The following is a 24567-nucleotide window of genomic DNA, read 5'->3' on the forward strand; positions in this document are numbered from 1 at the left end:
AGTTTTAAAAACTCGAAATTTTTCATCTGGAACAAATTTTTGATTTATTTGATAAAGTCCACTTTTGTTCCGTCAGTCAAGTTAATTTGTCCCGTTACAATTACAATTTCATTATCTGAAAGTCCGTCTATGATTTCTACTTTGTCACCAAGAATTCTTCCTGCGGTTACTGTTTTTAATTTAGCAACACCATTTTCTGCAACAAAAACCTGATTGCTGCTCACACTTCCTATAAATGCATTTCTCGGAACTACCATCATCGATTGCTTTTGTTGCTTGGATGCAAACACTGCAGTTCCATACATTCCGGCTTTTAAGTCATTTGTAGAATTGTTTGCAATTTCGATTTCTACAGGGAAGTTCAAGCTTGCATCTGCCTTTGGAGCGATGAAGGTGATTTTCCCAGCAAAATTAGCATCAGGATATACGCTGGCAGTTACATTTACTGCGTTTCCTATTCTTAAACCAGCAACCTGCGTTTCGTTGATGGCTACTTTTAGTTTTAATTTCGAAACATTTACAATTTCAAACATTTGCGTAGCAGCACCTAAAACAGAACCGGGCTCGATATATTTTTTATTTACTATTCCGTTTATAGTTGACTTGATATTAGTGTCACCTACATTTATTTTTGCTTGTTGTAATCTTGATTTTGAAGTAACCAAGTTTAATTTAGCCTGATCTACTTGTTGTTTTGTTACACCACCAGTTTGGTATGCGTTTTCAAAACGGTTAAAATCAGTCAACGCATTTTGATAAGCAGCCTGCGCTGTAGTTAAGTCAGAAGTAATTTGTTCGCTTCTTACTATTGCTAGTGTTTGTCCTATTCTTACTGAAGATCCTTCCTCTACTAGTACTCGTACAACTCTTCCTGGTTTCTCAGCAGAAAAGTTTAACTCTTGCAATGGTTGAAAAACACCATTTACTGAAAAGTCTAAAGAAACTTCTTCCGTTGTAACGGATTCTGTTTTTACGGATACGCTTGCATTCTTTTGAGCTACAACAGCCGTTTTTGCTTCATTTTCTTTTTTGTTATTCATTAAAGTAAAAGCAATAAGACCTAAGGCTGCAAGTATTACAATTGTAATTATTATATTCTTTTTCATTTTGATTAGTTATTTAGTAGTGATTTTAGTTCTCCTTTTGATTTGATTAATTGAATTTCTGCTAGTTTGTAGTCTAATACTGCAGCGGTATAGTTGTTTTGTGCTTCGGTAAATGCATTTTCAGCATCTAATAAATCAGTTAACGTAGCTAAACCTTGTATGTAGTTATTATTGGTGTTTTTTAGTACATCTTGCGCTAATTGTGCATTTCCTTTTTGATTTTCGATCGTTATGATGCTATTGTCAATTTGAGTTTTTGCATTGGCGTAAGCTAAATCTAGAGATAGTTTTGTGTCTATTAAATCTTCCTTTACAGATCGTAATTCGATATCTGCTTTTCTAACTTTAGATCTAGTGTCAAAACCAGAAAAAATGGGAACTCTTAAATTCAATCCTACTGATGAGAAATCAGTCCAGTAAACGCCATCAGACGGTTTTGCTCCCCAAGGCATTTTTGGACCTTGACCTATATAATTATACCCTGCCGAAAGTGATAATGTAGGGTAGTAGCCTGCTATGATTGACTTTTTTTGGAATTCTAGTAATTGTTCCTGTTTTTTCATCAATAAAAACTCTGTTCGCATTTCGGTATTTGGAGTTTCTGTAAATGAGTGAGGTGTTACTTCAAAAGCAGTTTGTGGAATTTCAATTTGTGATTCAATAGGCATTCCCATATAAAACTTCAATGCATTTTCCTGAATTAAAACCGCATTCAATACTTGTTGACGTTGTGTTTTTATATTCGAAAGTTTTACTACAATTCGATCCAAATCAATTTTCTTAGACAATCCATTGTCATAAAGTCCTTTGATAATGTCTCTAACCTTGGTAGTGTTAGCATAAGTGCTGTCTAAAACGTTTAGATTTTGTCTTCGTACATAAACTTGGTAATAGTTATTTGCCACTCTTTCTATTACTTGCTCTTCTGTTAACTGCTCATTAATTTGGTAAAACTCTCTCGTAGTTTTGGCCGCTTTTAAACCAGTAAAAACAGATTGATCAAATAAATTTTGAGTTAAAGAAACGCCGGCAACGGAAGTCCATTTTTGACCAAAATTAGCCTTAATAGTAGTTCCTGGATCTCCACCAAAGGATGCTGCGTCAATAAAAGTTGTTTGCAAAATTGGGTTATAAGTTAGTCCTCCATTAGCAGTAATTTGCGGTAAAGCTCTAGAGCGAACTTCCTGGATTTGGTACTCGCTATTCTCTACTTTTAGTTTTGCTTTTTTAGCATCAGATTTGTTTTCTAAAGCATAAGCAATAGCGTCCTTTAAAGTAAGTGTCTTTACTTCTTGCGCATTTGCTGCGTAAGCAAATGTTAGGAATGTTAGTAAAATTAATCTTTTCATTAGATGGTCGGGTTTAGTAAATGTTTTTCTAGTTCAATAATTCCAGCAGCTGTAGCCATAGCTCTGGTGTGGTATTCTAATATTTCAAGTTCTAAGAGTTGGCCTTCTTTTTCAGAACTGGTACTTCCTTTAATGCTAAAAATAAGATTGTAGTAAAGTTTTGTGTAATTGTCAATATTAATATTTTCTCGATACAATCCTTGACTTATTCCTTTTGCTATATTATTTTTAAATACCGAATTGAATTCAGTGGTTTCTCGTTTCATTACCTTATCATAAATCTCAGGATAATGTTTTTTTAATTGAAAGCTTGGAGAATCATCTGAAGATTGAAACATTTCTTTGAACATTTTTTTGATCTCAAAATTTTCTTGAATTGCATTGTAGCCTTTGCTTACGATACTGTCAATTATGGTGTGTATTTCAGTATGTATTGCTACAGTGCTTTCCTCAATTAGAATTTCTTTATTACAGAAATATTTGTAAATCGTTTTCTTAGAAATGCACATTTCACCGGCAATATCGTCCATTGTAATGCTCTTAAAACCTAGTTTTAAAAACATCTCGCTTGCTTTGTTAATTATTTTCTCTTTCATTATCTATGTCGAAATTAATTTAGTTCTTTTTTTTTATCCAATAAAAGGCAGATCGTATAAATAAAGCTTTAGAAAATCAAGAAGTTGCTGTTAATTTATATGGTAAATTCTAAGTTGGCAATTAGTTTTATATCTTGGCCTAAAGCAATTCCAGCATTTTGAGCGTAGGAGTTTGTTCTAAGGTTAAAATCGCTACGGCTTATTTGTCCCGTAACTTCAAACAATGCTTTTTTTCTTCCTTCATAAGTGGTGATTCCTATTAACTCAGCATCAAGTTCAACTACTTTCGTGATGTTTTTAATGGTTAAGTTTCCTTTTAAGAAATTGATGTTCTTACTTATTTTTTGAAATGAAGTCGACTTGAAATTGATTATTGGAAACGTTTTAATGTCTAAATAATCATTTAGTATTAAATTTGTGTCGATGCGGTCGATACTCATGTCTTTATTATTAACATCTAATTGAAATTCAACAGAAGCATCTTCTAGCTCATCTTCATGAATATCTAAATGGCCATTAAACTTATTGCGAGAACCCGCTATATATGCGATAATGGAGTGTCTCGCTTTAATTAAAACATCAGATTGACTCGAGTCAATAGTCCATTTTGTTGCTGTAAGAGGTAAGGTTGCATTCATGACAATAAATTACAATAAGTTAATTTTCGGATGCAAAGATACGATGGAAACTTTGAAAACGTTTAAAGTTTCCATGTTTTTTTTAATTTATTTTACATTTCATTGAAATACAGAGTTTGTAATCAAGGCTGAATGCTGTAATTTAGCCCCAAAAATTAGTTTTATGCACTCCATCGACCAGTTCCGAGATTTTTTCATCACTTATTTAGAAAAGCAGACTATTACTAAAGAGCCTGAAAACTTATATGAGCCTATTGCCTATATTTTAGGGTTAGGAGGAAAGCGAATTCGTCCTCTTTTAACCTTAATGGCTACCGAGGTTTTTAATGGTGATTATAAAAAAGCACTTCCTGCAGCAATGGCAGTGGAGGTTTTTCATAATTTTTCCTTAGTTCATGATGACATTATGGATGCCGCACCTTTGCGAAGAGGAAATATCACGGTTCATGAAAAATGGGGGGTTAACACCGGAATCTTATCGGGTGATGCAATGCTTATTTTAGCCTATCAATATTTCGAACAATATGAGCCTGCAGTTTTTATGCAATTGGCAAAATTATTTAGTAAAACTGCGCTTGAAGTTTGTGAAGGACAACAATGGGATGTTGATTTTGAAACTCGAGATGATGTTACTATTCCGGAATATCTCAAAATGATCGAATACAAAACCGCAGTTCTTGTTGCCGCAGCCATGAAAATGGGAGCGATAGTAGCCGAAACCTCCCTGGAAAATGCGGACTTGATTTATGAGTTTGGGTTAAATTTAGGTTTGGCTTTTCAACTTCAGGATGACTATCTAGATGCTTTTGGAGATCCAGAAACTTTTGGAAAGCAAGTAGGTGGAGATATTATCGAGAATAAAAAAACATATTTATACTTAAAAGCGTTAGTGTTTTCTTCTAAAGAGGAAGCACTTCAATTACAAGATTTATTCTCCTTACATTTAGAGGATAGTTCAGCTAAAATTGCAGCTGTCAAAGAAATTTTCAATATTTCAGGAGCATCAAAAGCGACTCAGGAAGCAATACATGACTATACTTTTAAGGCTTTTGAAACCTTAGAAAAAATGAATATCGAAGCGGATAAAAAAGATTTGTTGCGCACTTTTGGTGAAAACTTAATGGGAAGAAAGGTGTAAGCAGTCTCAATTGCAATTGAATTTACCACAGAAAATTACATACTATGTTTATAGCTCCCAAAAATGCTGATTTACTACTTTCTGAAGCAGAAAACGAATCCTTATATCTTAAATTAATTGAACAAATTAATAAGGACTTCAATTTAGCAAATGAAGGGATCGATTTTCCGATGAGTGTTTCTCCTAATGAATTGAAAATTCAATTGCATGAAAAAATCTATCGATTGATTCAGCACAAATTTGCTGAATATCTCAACCTACTTTATATCATCGATGTTTCTGAAGATGAAGTCAAAAAAATGGACGGCTCAGATGTGGTTGTACTGGCAGAGCAAGTCTCTTTTTTGATTCTAAAAAGAGAGTGGCAAAAGGTTTGGTTTAAAAACAAGTACCGGTAAAATGGAGAAGTTAAGGACTTGATGTTTTTGAAGATGCGCTTCAATCACCTCAAATTTTTAATTCTATACTCTATTTCTTTATTCTATTTTCTCTCTCAAAAATACACTCTGACAAACGGCATGAAAGCGGTGCCGTAGATGTTATTCTTATCGCTTAATACGTTATATCGTGCTCCTATTGTGGCATATCCGCTGCGGTATCCTGCTCCTAAAAACAAACCCGTATTCCAAAAATCTTGAGAATTACTGTTGGCATCATAAAAATTGACATTTACACGCAATTGCTCTAATTCGGCTGAAAGCTGAATTTGCGGAAAGGGATTTAATAACCCAATAACACTACCTCCATATAGGTTGGCATTGTAAAAGTTTTTTTGTTTAATGTAAGTGTATTGAGCGCCAAGACCCAAGGCAGCGTATTCGTTAAAGTTGTAAATGGCGCTTGGCGATAAAGAGATATTGGTATATCCAGTGCTGAAGCCTAGGCCAATTCCTCCTCCAAATTGTACGTTTTTCCAAAAATCACTGCTGGAATTTGTTGTAATTGTTTGCTGCTGTGCATGCAAAGTATTAGTAATTAATGCGATTATGGCAATGAAAACGGACTTTGAAATGGTGTAAGAGTTGTTTTTTCTCATAACTATCTATTTTTTTAACATATTAATATATAAAATTAAATATAAATTTACGGGATTATTGTACTTTTGCGAAACTATTTTAACAAAAAGTATATTCACTAATATTATGGATAGGTTTTCATTTCTAAACGCAGCACATACAGAGTTTTTCGCACAATTATACGATCAGTACCTTGACAATCCAGATAACGTAGAGCCAAGTTGGAGAAGTTTCTTTCAAGGTTTTGATTTTGGGATGGAAACGTACAACGGGGAACAGCCCGTACAAAACAATGCCAGTTTTATTGCTGGAAATGTGGACTACGATCAAATGTCAGAAAAAATTCATAAAGAATTTAAAGTATTAAATCTGATTGAAGGCTACCGTTCCCGTGGACATTTGTTCACTAAAACGAATCCTGTTAGAGATAGAAGGATTTTTGAGCCTTCACTTGATATCGCTAATTTTGGACTTTCAGCAGCAGATTTAAATACTGTTTTTGACGCTGGGAAGGTAGTTGGTAAAGTACCTTCGACACTTACAGAGATCATAAAGCATTTGGATACAATCTATTGCCAGCACATTGGTGTGGAGTATATGTATATCAGAAAGCCAGAGATCGTTCAATGGATACAGGAGAAAATAGGACTTAACGATAACTTGCCTAACTTTTCAAGTGAGGAAAAGAAATCAATTCTATATAAATTAAATGAAGCAGTTTCTTTCGAAAACTTCTTACATACTAAATATGTTGGTCAAAAACGTTTTTCACTGGAAGGTGGAGAATCAATAATACCAGCCCTTGACACATTAATTGAGAAAGCTGCCGACATGGGAGTGGAGCAATTTGTAATGGGAATGGCACATCGTGGTCGTTTGAATATATTGGCAAACATATTCGGGAAATCTACTCAAGATATTTTCGGAGAATTTGACGGTAAAGATTACGATCAAGAATATTTTGACGGTGACGTGAAGTACCACTTAGGACTTACTGCCGACAAAATAACAAGAACAGGAAAGAAAATTAATATCAATTTGGCTCCAAATCCTTCGCACCTTGAAACAGTAGGTGCTGTAATCGAAGGAATTACAAGAGCAAAACAAGATAAGTATTTCCCAGATGATTTTTCAAAAGTATTGCCTATCGCCGTTCATGGTGATGCTGCGATTGCAGGACAAGGAATACTGTATGAGATTATCCAAATGGCCCGTCTAGATGGATATAAAACGGGTGGTACAATTCATATTGTAATCAACAACCAAGTTGGTTTTACAACAAACTACCTAGACGCTAGATCTTCTACTTATTGTACAGATGTTGCTAAAGTAACTTTGTCTCCAGTATTACACGTGAATGCAGATAATGCTGAAGCAGTAGTTCATGCGATGATTTTTGCATTAGAATTCAGAATGCAATTTGGACGTGACGTTTTTATTGACTTATTAGGATATAGAAAATACGGTCACAACGAAGGAGATGAACCTCGTTTTACACAGCCAGTATTGTATAAAATTATTGCAAAACATCAGAATCCTAGAGATATCTATGCTGCAAAATTAATGGCTGACGGAGTTATTGACGCTAATTATGTGAAAGGACTTGAGAAGGAGTACAAATCTAATTTAGAAATGAATTTAGAAGCTTCTCGTAAAAAGGACTTGACTATCATTACGCCATTTATGAAAAATGAGTGGTTGGGCTTTGAGCAGGTTACTGACGTACAAATGCTTCAAAATGTTGATACTTCTTATTCAAGAGAGGGATTGACTCAGGTTGCAAACGCAGTTTCTAACTTACCTACAGATAAAAAGTTTATCAATAAAATCCAAAAGCTAATCAACGACAGAAAAACAATGTTTTTCGAAACAAATAAGCTTGATTGGGGAATGGCTGAGCATTTAGCTTATGGTTCCTTGCTACAAGAAGGTTTTGATGTTCGTATTTCTGGGCAAGATGTAGAGCGTGGAACTTTCTCTCACCGTCATGCCGTTGTAAAAGTAGAGGATTCGGAAGAAGAAGTAACTTTAATCAATAGTTTAGAAGGTAAAAAAGGGAATTTCAATATTTTTAACTCACTATTGTCTGAATACGGAGTTTTAGGATTTGATTATGGATATGCATTGGCAAACCCCAATACTTTAACAATATGGGAAGCGCAATTTGGAGATTTCAGTAATGGAGCCCAAATTATGATTGACCAATACATCTCTTGTGGAGAGGACAAATGGAACAACCAAAACGGGATTGTTCTATTATTACCACATGGTTATGAAGGACAAGGAGCAGAGCACTCTTCAGGAAGAATGGAGCGTTATTTGCAACTTTGTGCAAGACAAAATATGTTTGTTGCTGATTGTACAACGCCAGCTAACTACTTTCACTTGTTGAGAAGACAAATGAAAACAAAATTCCGTAAGCCACTTATTGTGTTTACACCGAAGAGTTTGTTGCGTGATCCAAGATGCATCTCTACAATCGAAGAATTAGAAAACGGAAGTTTCCAAGAAACAATCGATGACGATGCAGTAAATAAAGCTGAGGTGAAAACTTTAGTTTTCTGTACGGGTAAATTCTACTATGACATTACTGCCGAAAGAGAGAAAAACGGACGTAACGATGTAGCAGTTGTGAGAATAGAACAACTATTTCCATTACCAGTAGAGCAATTAAAAGCTATCATCGCTAAATATCCAAATGTTGATGATTACGTTTGGGCACAAGAAGAACCTAAAAACATGGGAGCTTATAGCTTTATGTTGATGAATTTCAACTTAGTGAAATGGAGATTAGCTTCATTAAAAGCTTATTCAGCATCAGCATCAGGAAGTTCGACAAGAGCAAAACGCCGTCATGCAGATGCAATAAAAATGGTTTTTGACAAAGATTTATTTAGAAATTAATTTGTTCTTAGGTATGAAAAAAATCGTTTTATTAATTGTTATTCTGTTTTCGACAGTAAGTTATTCCCAAGAATTAAGAAAGCCTAGCGAAGGAAAAGCGCTAGTTTATTTTACAAGAGTATCTTCGGTGGGATTTCTAATTAACTTTAAGTATTTTGACAATGACAAATACTTAGGAAAATTCAACCATGGGAAGTACTTAGCTTATGAATGTGAGCCAGGGAAACACTTGTTTTGGTCAAAATCTGAAAATGTAGATTTTTTAGAAGCAGAATTAGAAGCTGGTAAAGTTTATATAATCGATTCAGAGCCTCAAATGGGAGCGATCAAAGCGGGCGTTAAGTTAGTGGCTTTTGATAATAATCAGGACAATTATAAGAACATTAAAAAGTTCGAAAGAAAAAAAGCTGATATACTAGATGCTATCGTGAAAGCAAAAGAATTTAAAATTAGTGATGAAGATTTAGCCGAAGCGGAAAGCGATCAAGAGAGTTTAGTAAAACGCTCGATTGAGAAGTATGAAAAAAGAAAAGCTAAAGGAGACGCATATCCTACATTGACTGCTGATAATAATTATATTTCGAATACAGTAGAAATAAAATAAATAGATTATTTATCCTTTGCAGGAATTAGATAATCAAAAGAAAATTAAAATTCATAATTTAAAAATTATACAAGATGATTTTAGAAATGAAAGTCCCATCACCAGGGGAATCTATAAAGGAAGTTGAAATTGCAACTTGGTTGGTAAAAGACGGAGACTATGTAGAGAAAGATCAAGCAATCGCTGAGGTTGACTCAGATAAAGCAACTCTAGAACTACCTGCAGAGGCTAGTGGGATTATCACATTAAAAGCGGAGGAAGGCGACGCAGTTGCAGTAGGTGCCGTAGTTTGTTTAATTGACACAGCTGCAGCTAAGCCAACAGGTTCTGCATCAGAAGCGGCTCCAGCAGCTCCGGTTGCCGAAGCGCCAAAAGCAGCGGCTACAGCTCCAGTAGTGGTAGCTCCAGCAGCAACTTATGCTTCAGGAACTCCTTCTCCAGCAGCAAGAAAAATATTAGATGAAAAAAATATAGATTCTAGTTCAGTTTCAGGAACTGGAAAAGATGGAAGAATCACTAAAGACGATGCTGTAAACGCTACGCCATCTATGGGAACTCCTACAGGAGGAAGCCGTGGATCTGAGCGCACAAAATTGTCAATGTTGCGTCGTAAAGTAGCAGAACGTTTAGTTGCTGCCAAAAACGAAACAGCGATGTTAACTACTTTCAACGAAGTAAACATGACGCCTATCAACTTGATCCGTAATCAGTATAAAGATGAGTTCAAAGCGAAGCATGGTGGTGTTGGTTTAGGATATATGTCTTTCTTTACAAAAGCGGTTACAAGAGCATTAAAATTATATCCAGATGTTAACTCTATGATGGATGGTGATTATAAAATTGCTTACGATTTCTGTGATATTTCAATTGCAGTATCAGGACCAAAAGGATTAATGGTTCCTGTTGTTCGCAACGCAGAGAATTTAACTTTCCGTGGTGTTGAAGCAGATATCAAAAGATTAGCTATTAGAGCTCGTGATGGTCAAATTACTGTTGATGATATGACAGGAGGAACTTTTACAATTACTAATGGTGGTGTTTTTGGAAGTATGTTAAGTACGCCAATTATCAATCCTCCACAGTCTGGAATCCTTGGAATGCACAACATTATCGAGCGCCCAATTGCTGTAAACGGTAAAGTGGAAATTCACCCAATGATGTACGTTGCACTTTCTTATGACCACAGAATTATCGATGGTCGTGAGTCTGTAGGTTTCTTAGTAGCAGTAAAAGAGGCTTTAGAAAACCCAATGGAACTTTTATTGGATAACAATCCTAAGAAAGCATTTGAATTGTAATATTCATTTCTAATTATAAAAAATTCCCATTTGACAGTAGATGTTAAATGGGAATTTTCTTTTTCTAAAAATTACTTTAATAAATACAAATAGTGATTGTAATAATCTACAATTGCTTTTCCTTTCAGTAACACATCAGCACCAATAATTCCGTGGACTGGTTTTGTTTTATATTCGATTAATGCTTCGTTGACATGTGATAAATCAAAAATAACGAGATCAAAGTCACGGTTTTTCCAATTGCCTAATTGCAAGTGATTTTTGGTAGCTATTTGTGTAAGCATTCCGGTAGCTCCCGCTCCAGAAGCTTTTGTTTTTGATGTTTTGGCTTCCAATAAAAATAAATCAACGCTTTCAAAGCCGATGCAACTGCTGGAGGCGCCAGTGTCTAAAATAAAATTCCCTGAAACACCATTTATTTTTGCCTTTATCAGCAGATGCTGAGTTTTGGTAATTTTAAATTTTATTTTTTTATAGTTTTCCTTTTTAAGGATGTCGTGTAGGTTTTTCATAAATCCAAAAAAAAAATGAAATCCAAATGTAATCTAAAAATCTAAAGATTGACCAATCAAAATGCTAACTTTGTGCCTTTCAAATTAAAATAAATGACAATTACTGATACGCATACCCATCTTTATAGCTCAGAATTTGACCAAGACAGAGATGAAATGATTCAACGTGCCTTGGATGCCGGTGTTTCTCGATTCTTTATCCCAGCGATTGATTCTAGCTACACTAAAGCGATGTATGAATTAGAAAAAAACTATCCTGATAATGTCTTTTTAATGATGGGTTTACACCCAACATATGTAAAGGAGAATTATCTTGAAGAATTAATGCACGTGGAAAACGAATTGGCGAAAAGAAAGTTTTACGCCATCGGGGAAATAGGGATTGATTTGTTTTGGGATAAAACCACTTTAGAAGAACAAAAAAATGCTTTCAGGAAGCAAATTCAATTGGCAAAGAAATATAAATTACCCATTGTAATTCACTGTAGAGATGCCTTTGATGAAGTATATGAAGTTTTAGAAGATGAGAAATCTGCTGATTTATTTGGTATATTTCACTGTTTCACTGGAACATACGAGCAAGCTTTACAAGCGATTTCATATAATATGAAATTGGGAATTGGCGGCGTAGTTACCTTCAAAAATGGAAAAATTGACCAGTTTTTGAACCAAATTGATTTGAGCCATATTGTATTAGAAACGGACTCTCCGTATCTTGCTCCGATTCCTTATAGAGGGAAAAGAAATGAAAGTAGTTATTTGTTAAATATAATTGATAAATTGGCTGCTATTTATAATCTTCCGGCAAGAGATATTGCAACGATTACAACCGAAAACTCTAAAAGGATTTTCGGAATTTAAAATAGAATTAATTTAAAATTTAATATTTTTTTTGTTCATTTGCCACTTAAAATAACCAAAATGCAAAAATTTGACGCTATTCGGCCATTTTATGACTCCGAAATAAACGAGGCTATACTAAATGTGGTTCACCATCCGATGATGAAGGCATTGATGAACTTTACATTTCCAGAAATGCGCGATGAAGAATGGAAGGAGCAACTTAGTAAAACGCATTCTATTCGAGATTTTCAATGTAAATTTATCTATCATTCGCTACTGAAAGTGCTTGAAAAAAGCTCTGACGGTTTGACTACCTCAGGTTTTGAAAAGTTAGAGAAAGGAGAATCCTATTTATTTATATCAAACCATAGAGATATATTGCTAGACACAACATTGCTAAACGTGGCTTTGTTTGAAAATGGTTTAGTAATGACAGCCTCAGCGATAGGGGATAACTTAGTACAAAAAGATTTTCTAAATATCTTGGCTAAGTTGAACCGTAATTTCTTAGTAAAAAGAGGTTTGACCCCTCGTGAGATGTTAGAAAGTTCGAAAACATTGTCTGAATATATTGGTCATCTATTAATTCATGAAAGTCGCTCTGTATGGATTGCACAACGTGAAGGTAGGACTAAAGACGGTTTAGACGCTACAAATCCAGGCGTGTTAAAAATGGTTGGGATGGGAAGCGATGAAGCTAACCTAATGGATTATTTCAAAAAAATAAAAGTTGTTCCGGTATCCATTTCTTATGAATATGACCCTACAGATGTTTTAAAAATTCCGCAGTTGTTGGCTGAGGCCAATAATGAAGTGTATATCAAGGAAAAGAACGAAGATTTCATGACGCTTTTAAGTGGTGTTATGGGTCAGAAGAAAGGTATTCACATTCATATTGGTGATGTTCTTGATACTAAAATTGATGCTATAAAAGAAGAGTTCACTAACTCAAACAAGCAAATTCAAGCACTTGCTCAAGTAATTGATGATTCTATAATAGGGAATTATAAATTGTGGTCTACTAATTATATCGCTTTTGATATCTTAAATAAAACCGACACCTATTCTCAGTTTTATACTGCAGATGAAAAATCGTTGTTTGAACGACGATTAGAGATGCGAATTGATGCTGATAATCCTGTTGCATTGCAAGGATTACTGGACATGTATGCTAATCCGGTGGTTAATAAACTAAAATATACGGATGCACTCAAAAGCTAAAATTCTTTTAATTTATACTGGGGGAACTATCGGGATGCGTAAGGATTTTGATACTGGAGCACTGAAAGCATTTAATTTCAGTAAGCTTTTGCAAAAAATTCCCGAGCTGAAACAATTGGACTGTGAAATCGAAACGATTTCATTTGAAGAGCCAATTGATTCGTCCAATATGAATCCGAGTGAATGGGCTAGAATAGCAACGATTATAGAATCAAATTATTTAGAATTTGATGGATTTGTGATTCTTCATGGATCTGACACCATGTCCTATTCTGCTTCGGCATTGAGTTTTATGCTTGAAAACCTGGCGAAACCAGTCATTTTTACGGGTTCTCAGCTGCCAATTGGTGATTTGCGTACTGATGCTAAAGAAAATTTAATTACCGCTATACAAATTGCTTCATTGCGAGAAAATGGCTTGCCAGTTATTGCTGAAGTCTGTCTTTATTTCGAATATAAATTATACAGAGGAAATAGAACAACTAAGATAAACGCAGAGCATTTTAAAGCATTTACATCGCCTAATTACCCTGATTTAGTAGAGTCGGGCGTGCATCTAAATTTAAGTTCGAAATTGTTTTTACAGCCAAAAAGTGATAATAAGCTCCAGGTGCACACTAATTTAGATAATAACGTAGCTATTATCAAAATGTTTCCTGGAATAAGCGAAGCGGTTTTGTCGGCTATATTAGATATTTCCAGCCTTAAGGGAATAGTTTTAGAAACTTACGGAGCAGGAAACGCCCCTACAGAAGAGTGGTTTTTAAATTTACTGAAGAAAGCGATTGCTAAGGGCTTATATATTGTCAATGTGACGCAATGCTCTGGCGGAAGCGTCAATATGGGACAATATGAAACCAGTACAGGAATGAAAGAAATAGGTGTGATTTCTGGAAAAGACATCACTACTGAAGCGGCAATAACAAAATTAATGTATTTATTGAGTCAAAATATTCACCCGGATGACTTCAAGTCGGTTTTTGAAACTTCTTTGCGAGGCGAAATGATATAATAGTTAGATTTTATTTTTCTAACTCATTTTTTTTCATGTTCTTTGCAGCCCTAATGAAATAGAGAGGTGTCCGAGTGGTTGAAGGAGCTAGCCTGGAAAGCTAGTATGTGGGTAACTGCATCGTGGGTTCGAATCCCATCCTCTCTGCTAAAGTGTATTTAAAGTAAGACAAAACCCCTAAAAACGTATGTTTTTAGGGGTTTTTTGTTTCGTAATCCTTCAAATCAATTCATTTAGTACTAATGCCTAGGGGTACAAATCGGAGTACCTATTTTATGAAATAAATTGTGCTCCTATTTTTTTATAAACCCCAGTAAAATTAGGATGTTCAAGAGATGAACATCTTGTTATACTTTGATATTTAATATAATTTAAATAATCATTAAAGGTTACCAAAAATGGATGCAAAAATTTCAATTCTCTTTTTCTTAAAAAGAGCTAAAGTCAATTCAAAAGGGTTAGTGCCAATTTTTCAACGAATCACAGTATGTGGTAAGCGCATTGAAAAGAGTACAGGCAAATATATTGACCCGAATAAATGGTCAGTTGAAGGCGCCAAAATGAAAGGTGTTTCAACAGAAGCTAGAACAATTAATAGTCATCTGGATATTTTAAAAGTAAAAGTCATAGATGCCGAGAGAGATCTGTACAATAGAGGAGAAGAAATTAATGCCGAATCAATTAATAACAAATTACTTGGTATTAAGAAAAGGGAACGATTACTCATTCCAATCTTCGAAGAACATAATCGAAAAATAAAAGAGCTAATTGGACTTGAATATGCAGCTGGCACTTATGAACGTTATGTGACCTCTTTAAAGCATACAAAAGATTTTCTTTTCTGGAAATACAATCAGAGTGACATAGCCATCAGTAAAATAGATCATGCATTCATAACGGAGTATGAATTCTATTTACGTAGTGAGCGGAAATGTGCTAATAACACAGCTGTTAAATACATTAAAAACTTCCACAAAATAATCAATCAATGTTTGGCCAATGGGTGGATAGACAAAGACCCTTTTGCGAATTATAAATCCAAAGTGAAGGAAGTAATTCGGGAATACCTGGATGAAAGCGAAATTGAAAAAATAATCAATAAAGAGTTACTTATTGAGCGTCTGGCAGTAGTACGCGATATTTTCATCTTCAGCTGCTTTACTGGATTGGCTTATATCGACGTTAAGCAATTAACCCCGGATAACATTGCGATGGGTATCGATGGAGGAAAATGGATCTATAAGAATCGTCAAAAAACTGATACCACTTCTAAAATTCCACTGTTACCTATGGCGCTGGAAATATTAGGAAAATATGAAAACCATCCCTTGTGTATAAATAAAAACAGATTGTTACCAATTCTGAGCAATCAGCGAATGAATGCTTATCTAAAAGAAATAGCTACACTTTGTAATATCTCAAAGGATTTGACTTTCCACATCGCCCGTCACACTTTTGCAACAACCATAACTTTAACTAATGGAGTTCCGATTGAGAGCGTGAGCAAAATGCTAGGACACACCAATATCAAAACAACACAGCATTATGCAAAAATTATCGATAAGAAAATTAGTGATGATATGATGGCATTAAGAGCAAAATTTGATACTAAAATCCAAGAGAAAAAGAAACAATCAAATTAATGAATATTATTACATAATAATTTATTTTGTGACTTTTTAGTAAGAATTAGATTGGTAATATTTTTTACATTTGCCATCAATACGAACTAAACACAAAAGAACAATGATTTCATTTCAATATGCTTTTAGAGATGAATTCTTAGAAAAGAGTATCCAATTAAGTAATCTAAAAAAGGATAAAATTAAACATTCTAAAGAATTCATCTTATGGGCTGATACTAAAATTGAGGAACTATATGATTGGTTAAAACAACACAATTTCGAAAACGAAAATGAAGAAATTGAATTTTTCAAAGAAATTAAACCACGTATTTTTTCAAGATTAATATTTCAAAAGGAAATTTTACGATTAGCTACAAACATTCCTAGCGGGAAGAAACTAAGTCTGCGATTTTATGAAGATGAATTGGATAAGTTATCTAAGAATCTAAATATAGACCCTAAATTTTATAACTACTTTCGTTCTGATTCGAACGAATGTGATCACTTATATTTCACTAGAAAAACCAAGAAAAGTATTTTGGAAACAGAAAACTCTCATATTGGTTTTGATACAAAAATCTCGACTTGTTATGATAATAAGATTTCTACGATTCTAGCACATGATATTTTAATCATATACATTGAAAATCAAATTAAAAAGAATGAATCCAAAATCAAGGTTAAAAATAAAATGCTTCCTAATGCATTAGAGGCTAAATCAAAACTACATTGGACCAGGAATAAAACAGAACTTATCGAGTTAGTCTATGCCTTGCATTATTCAAAAGTGATTAATGATGGTAATTCAGATTTAAAAGAAATTGCAAAAGAAATTGGAAGAACATTTAATATTGACATCAAAGAGAATTTATACAGAATCTTTACCGATATCAAAAAACGAAAAAATTCGAACTCAAAATTCATTCAAGGTTTAGCAGATACCTATCAAAAAAAGCTAGAAGAAGAAAATTACTAAGAATCTCAACTTAGACTTAAAACCCCAAATACCACATTTTTTCTTCTTTTTACTAAAATTCCACCTTGTGTTCACCTTGTGAATTTTTAATAATTCGACCAAAACAAATCAAAACCCATCAAAATTTAAGAATCAATCTTAAACTCAAAAAACGTGTTTTTAGCATTTTTTAAAAAATTAAGCCCGTAAACACTAGCGTTTAGTTCAATTTGATACAAAAAAACACCCACCTTGTGTTCACCTTGTGAATTTTATTCAGCCATTTGAAATTAATTTGCTCTTGTAATCATAACAAAACAAATCATGAATTTAAATGCAAAAACACTCTTCCCGGAAGTAGACAATCTAGAATTGCTAAACCACCAACTAATCACTAAAAAAGATTTACTGAATTTCAGTAACCTCCTTTTTGAAACCATCAAAGAAGCGACTAGTACAAAAACACAAATTCCTCAATGGTTAAAATCATCAGAGGTACGCAAACTACTAAAAATCTCTCCCGGCACTTTACAAAACCTGCGCATTAACGGAACGCTTCAATTCAACCGAATTGGCGGTATCATTTATTACAAATACGATGATATTTCTAAAATGCTTGATAAATAAACTCTTATCATAAAAACTTAGAATCCTAGCCCCTAAGATCCTCAACAACTAAGAACATGAACTACATCAAACACCTCACAGGGTTTTTCAACAAATCCAACCAAGATGCTTCCATTAGCCCAACACATATTAGTTTGTATCTGGCACTATTTCAAAGGTGGAACCTCAACCGTTTTAAAAATCCGATCATTATTTCTCGAGAAGAAATGATGACTACCGCCAAAATAAAATCCAAAGGCACCTATCATAAATGTATGAAAGAATTACACGAGAAGAAATATGTTATTTACAAACCATCTTTTAATCCGTATGAAGGAACAGAGGTTATTTTACCCGACTTGTCTAATATATGTGATAGTAAAAATAACAATACAAGTCCAAATTTTAACCAAACCGAAACAAAGAATGAACTACCGGAACTCACTAACACCAGTAAAAGTGAAAGAAGTTCAACTATTACCCAAAATAAACCTAAAAAAGATGAGGTTAAAAATCGAACTAGTTCAAAAAATATAACTAGTCTAAATTTTGAGCAAAGCGAATTAAAAAACGAACTACCTAAATCAGAAACCAGTACAAATTTTGATTTAACCGCTTCAAATAATGAACTTCAAACCCCAAAAAACGACCAAAACACTTCAGCCAGTCCAATTTTTGAACAAACCGTACCGATAAATGAACTTGTTCCACCTGCAACCATACCAAATTTTGAACGAACCGAACTAAAAAATAGTCAAGTTGATGAACAGGTATATATAGATAATAATAAAACATTAGTAAACAGTATTAAAACTATATATTCTCCAGAAGAAAAAACAGAAATAAAAAAAGAGGGAATAAAATCAGAATTTATCGCTCCCACGATTGAATTAGTCAAACAGTTTTTTCAAGAAAAAAAAGTAAGTACCATAGAAGCTGAAAAATATTTCAATTACTACAGTAGCAAAGGTTGGCTAGTGGGAGGAAAAACGCCGATGAAAGATTGGAAAGCAGCGGCGCGAAATTGGATCCTTAACCTGGACAAATTCAATCCAAAAAAAGAAACCAACAATCTAAGCCCAAAAAACCTCAACGTTTCAAATTCTAAAGACTATGCAGAACCACTCTAATTTTCAAGATACTTTCAAAATAGTTAATAATTGTAAAGTCTATGACCCAAAAAAATGTTTTCAATTTCTCGAAGAGCAAGGAAAACTACGTTACAGTTCCAATTTCAAAATTGATCCCAAAGACATTCCAATCATCTACAAGCTTTTGATTTATGCCATACAAGACAATAAAAACGCATTTAAGCTTGGAATTGATCTCAACAAAGGATTGCTTCTTACGGGACCCATTGGATGCGGCAAAACGTCTTTAATGAAATTAATCAAACCATTCTTTCATCCTAAAAACGATTACAAAATAACAACCACACGCTATGTTTCCTTTGAATTTGCCAAATCAGGTTACGAATCATTAGCCCAATACACCCTAAAAACACCTCAACAAAACCGATTATCAGGCTATTGTTTTGACGACTTAGGAGCCGAGCAACAAATCAAACATTTCGGAAATGACTGTAACGTAATGGCTGAAATTCTAATCACACGTTACGAACATTTTATTGAAAATGAAGCCGTAACTCACATCACTACAAACCTGTCGGCCACAGAAATAGAAAAAGCTTATGGCAATCGGGTGCGTTCTAGGTTGAGGCAAATGTTTAATTTGATAGCTTTTGATAGAGACGCAATAGACAAGAGGTAAATTAAACAATCATGAACTCCAAAAAAACAAAATAAAACAGTGAATAAATGTTCAATTTAATTGCATTTGATAATGGAAAACGAAAAAGCTCGTTATGCCCGAAACAACAAAATATGTTAAGCGTTCCCATTGCAATTATAGTATGCCTATAAACTTAATTTAGGTAGTGAGTTTGAATAAAGTCAATATAGGCTGGAGAGGCTCAGTAAAAAAGAGTCATACAAATACACTTAACAATTGTATAATGGATACGCTAATTTGAGAACTTAAATTTAGCACCTAGTTGATTCTAACGAATTGACGAAGTGTTTTTTAGATTATAAAATGACATTATAGTATTAATTCTGAAGTTATAAAAACTTTAATTTTACATTATTACTATTTAAACTCCATATAAAAATGATTTTAAAAAAAAACCTCTTATTCTTACTTCTTTATCTTAATTTATCTTGTGCTTCTCAAATAAAGGAAATAAGACAACCTTTTCATTTTTTGGGAAGGGTGGAGCAACTTTCCGACAATAAAGCACTCTTAATTGGTTCAGCATCTTCGGTTTCTTTTGATTTTGAAGGGAATTCTTGTGAAATAAGTTTGCAAAGTGTGGATTCTTATGAACACCATAATTATGTTACACTTGAATTGGATGGAGAATATATAGGAAGAGTTCAAATTAAAAAAGGGGCTATTCAAAATTTCCCTATAGCTGTAACTAACAAAAACAAAAAGCATCATTTAGGTATTTATAAAGCTACAGAAGCTGCAAACGGCGCGGTTTTGTTTGTAGGTGCTACCACAAAATTAATAAAAAGTACTACTCCAAAAAGAAAGAAGATTGAATTTATAGGCGATTCTATTACTTGTGGTTTTGGAAACGACACAACCGAAATCCCATGTGGGGCTGGCGACTGGTACGATCAACACAATGCATATTTAGCTTATGGGCCAGTAGCTTCACGTGCTTTGAATGCTGATTTTGTATTGAGCGCTGTTTCTGGATTTGGGATGTACCGTAATTGGAATGACGAACATAAAGACGAAGCTATTATCCCTGATGTTTATGAAAATTTGTATTTGAACACAGACAAATCTAAACCCTATGATTTTGCTTTTCAGCCAGATTTAGTAAGTATTTGCCTGGGAACAAATGACCTTTCAGATGGAGACGGTGAAAAAGAGCGATTGCCTTTTAATGAAGATAAATACGTTTCGAATTACATCAACTTTATCAAAACAGTTTATAAACATACTCCTAATACCCGAATTGTAGTATTGAATAGCCCAATGGTTTCTCAAGATAGAAATGTCACATTAGTAAGTTGCCTAAAAAAAGTGATTAAGGCGTTTGAGAATGACACACAACATAAGCCTATTGCTTTATTCGAATTTCAACCGATGAGTCCAAATGGTTGTGGCTCGCACCCTGATATAGCCGATGACAAAATCATGGCAGACCAATTAACTCCTTTCTTTAAAAAATTACTAGATGAAAAATAATAATATTGTCTTCGTTCTATTTCTAATACTGTCTCATACCGCTTTCGCAAATGTAACACTTCCGAATCTGTTTTCGGACAATATGGTGCTACAACGCAACACCGAAGTAATAATTTGGGGTTGGGCTGATCCACAGGAAGAAGTGGTTATAACTCCTAGTTGGAATCATCAAGAGTATAAAATAAAAACCAGTAATCAGGCTAAATGGGAAATAAAGATTCCAACTCCAAAAGAAGGTGGGCCTTATACCATTTCCATAAAAGGATACAACGAAATTGTATTGAAGAATATTTTGATTGGCGAAGTCTGGATTTGTTCAGGACAATCGAATATGGAAATGTCAGCGAACTGGGGAATTGAAAATGGAGAAGAAGCTGTAAAAAATGCAACGAATTCGAATATCCGATTTTTTTCTATACCTAAATTAACAGCTACTACACCGCAAAATAATGTAACTGGGAACTGGAAAGAATGTACGCCTGAAACGATGAAAAATTTTAGTGCCACTGGGTATTTCTTTGCCAAACGGTTACAGGAAGAATTAAAAAATGTGCCTATAGGTTTGATTTCATCTAGCTGGGGTGGAACTCCAGCAGAGATTTGGACTCCAGAAGAAATCATTCAAAACGATGCCGTTTTACTAGAAAGTGCCAAAACTAGAAAAGAAGAATCTTATGGTCCCAACCAACCAGGACGCGCTTTTAATGCCATGATTTATCCTTTGGTAGGATTCAAAATGGCAGGGGTGCTTTGGTACCAAGGCGAATCAAATGTAGGCTCTCCTGTCTATGATAAAACCTTTTCGGCTTTGATTACTTCTTGGAGAAAATTATGGAATTATGAATTTCCTTTTTATTATGTTCAGATTGCACCTTATCAATATGGAGAAGATCATTTTGGAGGAGTTGTCATTAGAAATGCACAACGTAAAGTGTTGCAAGCAATCCCTAATACTGGAATGATATTGACAACTGATATTTCAACAATTGATGACATTCACCCAAAAAACAAAAAGTCGGTAGGAATCAGACTAGCTAATTTGGCTTTGGCCAATACCTATAAAACCAATTCTGATTTGGTAAACGGGCCTTTATATAAGGGAATAAAAACAGAAAAGAATAAAATCATTGTTGCTTTTGATTATGCCGAAGGCTTGTATTTCAAAGATAAAAGATCAAGACAATTTGAGATTGCCGGAACAGACAATGTGTTTTATGAAGCAGATGCCCGTATCAAGGGGAATACTGTGCTATTGCAATCTAAGAAAGTGAAACATCCTGTAAAAGTTCGTTTCTCTTGGAAAAACACAGCGCAATCTGATTTGTTCAATAAAGCAAATTTACCCGCTTCGTCATTTATAACAGAATAAAGTCATTTAATAATAATACTGCGTGAGGGATTCCTTCACTTTACTCTTATTTTGAAGAGGAGTTCAGTGAATGTATTTGAGCTGTATCCTCATAGTTCTGACCCTTCGGAACTACGAGATAAAGCCGAAAGCCCAACCCGAAGTTTTTACAGAGGGACACGCTCTAACCAAACCAAAAAAACTATGAACACTAAAAATTTAATTGCCACAGGGGTGTTTACCCTGATTACCATTGGAAATATGAACGCACAAAAAAAACCACATCTAGACAAAACAAAACCTACTGAGGAACGTATTAATTTGTTGATGAAACAAATGACACTGGAGGAAAAAGTGGGACAAATGAACCAATACAACGGATTTTGGGAAGTGACTGGACCAGCGCCACAAGGTGGAAATGCCGAGTTGAAATACGAGCATTTGCGTAAAGGTTGGGTAGGTTCGATGTTATCCGTACGTGGTGTGAAGGAAGTAAAAGCAGTACAGAAAATTGCAGTTGAAGAAACGCGTTTAGGGATTCCGTTAATCATCGGGTTTGACGTAATTCACGGATATAAAACCTTGAGTCCTATTCCACTGGCTGAAGCAGCAAGTTGGGATATGGAAGCGATAAAGAAATCGGCTCAGGTGGCTGCAACAGAAGCGTCGTCAGTAGGAATCAACTGGACTTTTGGACCTAATGTAGATGTTTCACATGATGCCCGTTGGGGTCGCGTGATGGAAGGTGCTGGTGAAGATCCTTTTTTAGGAAGTAAAGTGGCGATTGCCAGAGTTAGCGGTTTTCAAGGAGATTCGAAAGCTGATTTAGGTAAAATAAATACAATTGCGGCTTGCGCCAAACATTTTGCCGCCTATGGTTTTGCCGAAGCAGGTAGAGATTACAATACTGTAGATATCAGTAATTCAAGGTTATATAACACTGTTTTACCTCCGTTCCACGCTGCTGTTGATGCTGGTGTGCGTACGTTAATGAATTCATTTAATATCTTGAATGGTGTTCCTGCTACAGGAAATGCCTTTTTACAAAGAGATATTCTAAAAGGGAAATGGAATTTTAATGGATTTGTGGTTTCTGACTGGGCTTCGATTCGTGAAATGATGGCTCATGGTTTTGCTAAAGATGGTGCTGAGGCAACACAAAAAGCGGTAACTGCAGGTTCTGACATGGATATGGAATCTCATTTATATGTGGCTGAATTAACAAAATTAGTTCAAGAAGGTAAAGTAAAAGAATCATTAGTTGATGATGCCGTTCGCCGAATTTTAAGAGTAAAATTTGAGTTGGGCTTATTTGATGATCCGTATAAATATTGTGATGAAAAACGTGAAAAAGCGACTATTGGAAATAAAGCCAATAATGATGGCGTTTTGGACATGGCCAAAAAATCAATCGTGTTGTTGAAAAACGAGTCAAATTTACTTCCGCTAAAAAAATCAGGACAAAAAATTGCTTTGATTGGTGCTTTGGCAAATGATAAAAACAGTCCGTTGGGAAGTTGGAGAATTGCCTCTGATGATAATACGGCAGTCTCTGTTTTAGAAGGAATGCAAAAATACAAAGACAACCAATTGACTTTTGAAAAAGGAGCGGATTTGATTGTTGGCAAAGCAGCCTTTATTGATGAATTGGTTTTCAACACAACTGATACAAGTGGATTTGATGCAGCTAAAAAAGTGGCAGCTGATGCTGATGTTGTGGTTATGGTATTAGGAGAGCACGGTTTTCAATCAGGTGAGGGACGTAGTAGAACGAATCTTGATTTACCTGGTGTACAACAAGAATTATTAGAAGCCATTTACAAAGTGAATCCAAATATTGTTTTGGTTTTAAACAACGGAAGACCATTGGCTTTGCCTTGGGCTGCGGAACATATTCCTGCTATTGTTGAAGCTTGGCATCTGGGAACACAAACTGGAAATGCTGTGGCTCAAGTTTTATATGGGGATTATAACCCAAGTGGAAAATTACCTATGTCGTTCCCAAGAAACGTAGGTCAAGTGCCTATTTATTATAATAATTTCAGCACAGGAAGACCGACAAATAGCGAGGGAAATGTGTTTTGGTCTCATTATACTGATGTGGAGAAAACACCGCAATTTCCTTTTGGCTTTGGCTTAAGCTACACAACTTTTGAATATAAAAACCTGAAAGTAAACAAATCTGCTTTCGCAAAAGGAGAAGCCGTTAGTGTATCAGTAGACGTTACTAATTCTGGGAAATATGATGGTAAAGAAGTTGTACAACTGTACCTACATGATGAAGTTGCTAGTTTAGCTCGTCCTGTAAAAGAATTGAAAGGATTTGAATTAGTTGACTTGAAAAAAGGAGAGACTAAAACGGTAACACTTACTTTGACAGATAAAGAATTAGGTTTCTTTGATAATGACGGTAATTACATCGTTGAGTCAGGCACTTTCAAAATAATGATTGGAGGAAGCTCAGACAAAGGATTAGAAAGTGGTTTTGAAATAAAATAATTAAAAAAAAATTTTACAGATTTATCTAAAAAT

General features: G+C 34.6%; 22 protein-coding genes and 1 tRNA gene. 17 read left to right on the forward strand and 6 right to left on the reverse strand.

Going from position 1 to position 24567, the window contains the following annotated elements; translation table 11 throughout:
- Window positions 1-44: 44 nt before the first annotated feature.
- The 4 genes from FQU23_RS04740 to FQU23_RS04755 form a co-directional block, all read right to left on the reverse strand.
- Window positions 45-1106 (reverse strand): efflux RND transporter periplasmic adaptor subunit, encoded by a 1062-nt coding sequence (locus FQU23_RS04740; protein WP_147672804.1) that lies wholly within the window; start codon window positions 1104-1106, stop codon window positions 45-47.
- A gap of 5 nt (window positions 1107-1111) precedes the next feature.
- A complete protein-coding gene (locus FQU23_RS04745) occupies window positions 1112-2455 on the reverse strand; it encodes a TolC family protein (protein WP_147672805.1) in 1344 nt (447 codons plus the stop codon).
- Window positions 2455-3051: a TetR/AcrR family transcriptional regulator gene (locus FQU23_RS04750; protein ID WP_147672806.1), complete on the reverse strand. Its 597-nt coding sequence runs from the start codon at window positions 3049-3051 to the stop codon at window positions 2455-2457. The genes FQU23_RS04745 and FQU23_RS04750 overlap by 1 nt, the downstream gene beginning before the upstream one ends.
- 95 nt (window positions 3052-3146) lie before the next feature.
- Window positions 3147-3689, reverse strand: coding sequence for a YceI family protein (locus tag FQU23_RS04755; RefSeq protein ID WP_132109995.1), 543 nt, complete (start codon window positions 3687-3689; stop codon window positions 3147-3149).
- Window positions 3690-3852: 163 nt separating this feature from the next.
- Between FQU23_RS04755 and FQU23_RS04760 the strand changes: the two genes are divergently transcribed.
- Complete coding sequence (locus tag FQU23_RS04760) at window positions 3853-4827, forward strand: polyprenyl synthetase family protein (RefSeq protein ID WP_147672807.1); 975 nt, start codon at window positions 3853-3855, stop codon at window positions 4825-4827.
- 44 nt (window positions 4828-4871) lie between these two features.
- Window positions 4872-5225 (forward strand): hypothetical protein, encoded by a 354-nt coding sequence (locus FQU23_RS04765; protein WP_132109872.1) that lies wholly within the window; start codon window positions 4872-4874, stop codon window positions 5223-5225.
- Between the two features lie 95 nt (window positions 5226-5320).
- On the opposite strand, the gene FQU23_RS04770 is transcribed toward FQU23_RS04765, so the two are convergent.
- Complete coding sequence (locus tag FQU23_RS04770) at window positions 5321-5863, reverse strand: hypothetical protein (RefSeq protein WP_147672808.1); 543 nt, start codon at window positions 5861-5863, stop codon at window positions 5321-5323.
- Window positions 5864-5969: 106 nt separating this feature from the next.
- Here FQU23_RS04770 and FQU23_RS04775 point away from each other — a divergent pair, with 106 nt between their 5' ends.
- The 3 genes from FQU23_RS04775 (at window position 5970) to odhB (ending at window position 10649) form a co-directional block, all read left to right on the forward strand.
- Complete coding sequence (locus tag FQU23_RS04775) at window positions 5970-8747, forward strand: 2-oxoglutarate dehydrogenase E1 component (protein ID WP_147672809.1); 2778 nt, start codon at window positions 5970-5972, stop codon at window positions 8745-8747.
- A gap of 13 nt (window positions 8748-8760) precedes the next feature.
- Window positions 8761-9351, forward strand: coding sequence for a hypothetical protein (locus FQU23_RS04780; RefSeq protein ID WP_147672810.1), 591 nt, complete (start codon window positions 8761-8763; stop codon window positions 9349-9351).
- A gap of 74 nt (window positions 9352-9425) precedes the next feature.
- Window positions 9426-10649 (forward strand): 2-oxoglutarate dehydrogenase complex dihydrolipoyllysine-residue succinyltransferase, encoded by a 1224-nt coding sequence (odhB, locus tag FQU23_RS04785; RefSeq protein WP_147672811.1) that lies wholly within the window; start codon window positions 9426-9428, stop codon window positions 10647-10649.
- A gap of 71 nt (window positions 10650-10720) precedes the next feature.
- Here the strand turns inward: odhB and FQU23_RS04790 are convergent, their stop codons facing one another.
- A complete protein-coding gene (locus FQU23_RS04790; protein ID WP_147672812.1) occupies window positions 10721-11161 on the reverse strand; it encodes a retropepsin-like aspartic protease in 441 nt (146 codons plus the stop codon).
- A gap of 93 nt (window positions 11162-11254) precedes the next feature.
- On the opposite strand from FQU23_RS04790, the gene FQU23_RS04795 reads away from it, so the two are divergent.
- The 12 genes from FQU23_RS04795 to bglX all read left to right on the forward strand — a co-directional run bounded on the left by FQU23_RS04795 (window position 11255) and on the right by bglX (window position 24534).
- Entirely contained in the window at window positions 11255-12022 is a 768-nt protein-coding gene (locus FQU23_RS04795; protein WP_147672813.1) for a TatD family hydrolase, read from the forward strand.
- Between the two features lie 60 nt (window positions 12023-12082).
- The gene (locus tag FQU23_RS04800) at window positions 12083-13225 is read left to right on the forward strand and encodes a 1-acyl-sn-glycerol-3-phosphate acyltransferase (protein ID WP_147672814.1); all 1143 of its coding nucleotides are present in this window, start codon (window positions 12083-12085) and stop codon (window positions 13223-13225) included.
- Complete coding sequence (locus FQU23_RS04805; protein ID WP_147672815.1) at window positions 13209-14237, forward strand: asparaginase; 1029 nt, start codon at window positions 13209-13211, stop codon at window positions 14235-14237. Before FQU23_RS04800 ends, FQU23_RS04805 begins: the two co-directional genes overlap by 17 nt.
- A 60-nt stretch (window positions 14238-14297) precedes the next feature.
- Window positions 14298-14384, forward strand: a tRNA-Ser gene (locus tag FQU23_RS04810).
- 251 nt (window positions 14385-14635) lie between these two features.
- Complete coding sequence (locus FQU23_RS04815; RefSeq protein ID WP_147672816.1) at window positions 14636-15880, forward strand: site-specific integrase; 1245 nt, start codon at window positions 14636-14638, stop codon at window positions 15878-15880.
- Window positions 15881-15983: 103 nt separating this feature from the next.
- Complete coding sequence (locus FQU23_RS04820; protein ID WP_147672817.1) at window positions 15984-16838, forward strand: RteC domain-containing protein; 855 nt, start codon at window positions 15984-15986, stop codon at window positions 16836-16838.
- 303 nt (window positions 16839-17141) lie between these two features.
- Window positions 17142-17444: a helix-turn-helix domain-containing protein gene (locus FQU23_RS04825; RefSeq protein ID WP_147672818.1), complete on the forward strand. Its 303-nt coding sequence runs from the start codon at window positions 17142-17144 to the stop codon at window positions 17442-17444.
- A gap of 56 nt (window positions 17445-17500) precedes the next feature.
- Window positions 17501-18553 (forward strand): transcriptional regulator, encoded by a 1053-nt coding sequence (locus tag FQU23_RS04830; protein ID WP_147672819.1) that lies wholly within the window; start codon window positions 17501-17503, stop codon window positions 18551-18553.
- The gene (locus tag FQU23_RS04835; protein ID WP_147672820.1) at window positions 18537-19193 is read left to right on the forward strand and encodes an ATPase; all 657 of its coding nucleotides are present in this window, start codon (window positions 18537-18539) and stop codon (window positions 19191-19193) included. Before FQU23_RS04830 ends, FQU23_RS04835 begins: the two co-directional genes overlap by 17 nt.
- Before the next feature lie 399 nt (window positions 19194-19592).
- Window positions 19593-20687, forward strand: a complete 1095-nt coding sequence (locus tag FQU23_RS04840; protein WP_147672821.1) for an SGNH/GDSL hydrolase family protein — start codon at window positions 19593-19595, stop codon at window positions 20685-20687.
- Window positions 20677-22056 carry a sialate O-acetylesterase gene (locus FQU23_RS04845; protein WP_147672822.1) on the forward strand — a complete coding sequence of 460 codons (1380 nt, stop codon included), beginning with the start codon at window positions 20677-20679 and terminating at the stop codon, window positions 22054-22056. Before FQU23_RS04840 ends, FQU23_RS04845 begins: the two co-directional genes overlap by 11 nt.
- A 183-nt stretch (window positions 22057-22239) precedes the next feature.
- Complete coding sequence (gene bglX, locus FQU23_RS04850; RefSeq protein WP_147672823.1) at window positions 22240-24534, forward strand: beta-glucosidase BglX; 2295 nt, start codon at window positions 22240-22242, stop codon at window positions 24532-24534.
- Window positions 24535-24567: the final 33 nt, after the last annotated feature.

It is taken from the genome of Flavobacterium sp. XN-5, assembly GCF_008033395.2.
Lineage (GTDB): Bacteria > Bacteroidota > Bacteroidia > Flavobacteriales > Flavobacteriaceae > Flavobacterium > Flavobacterium hiemivividum.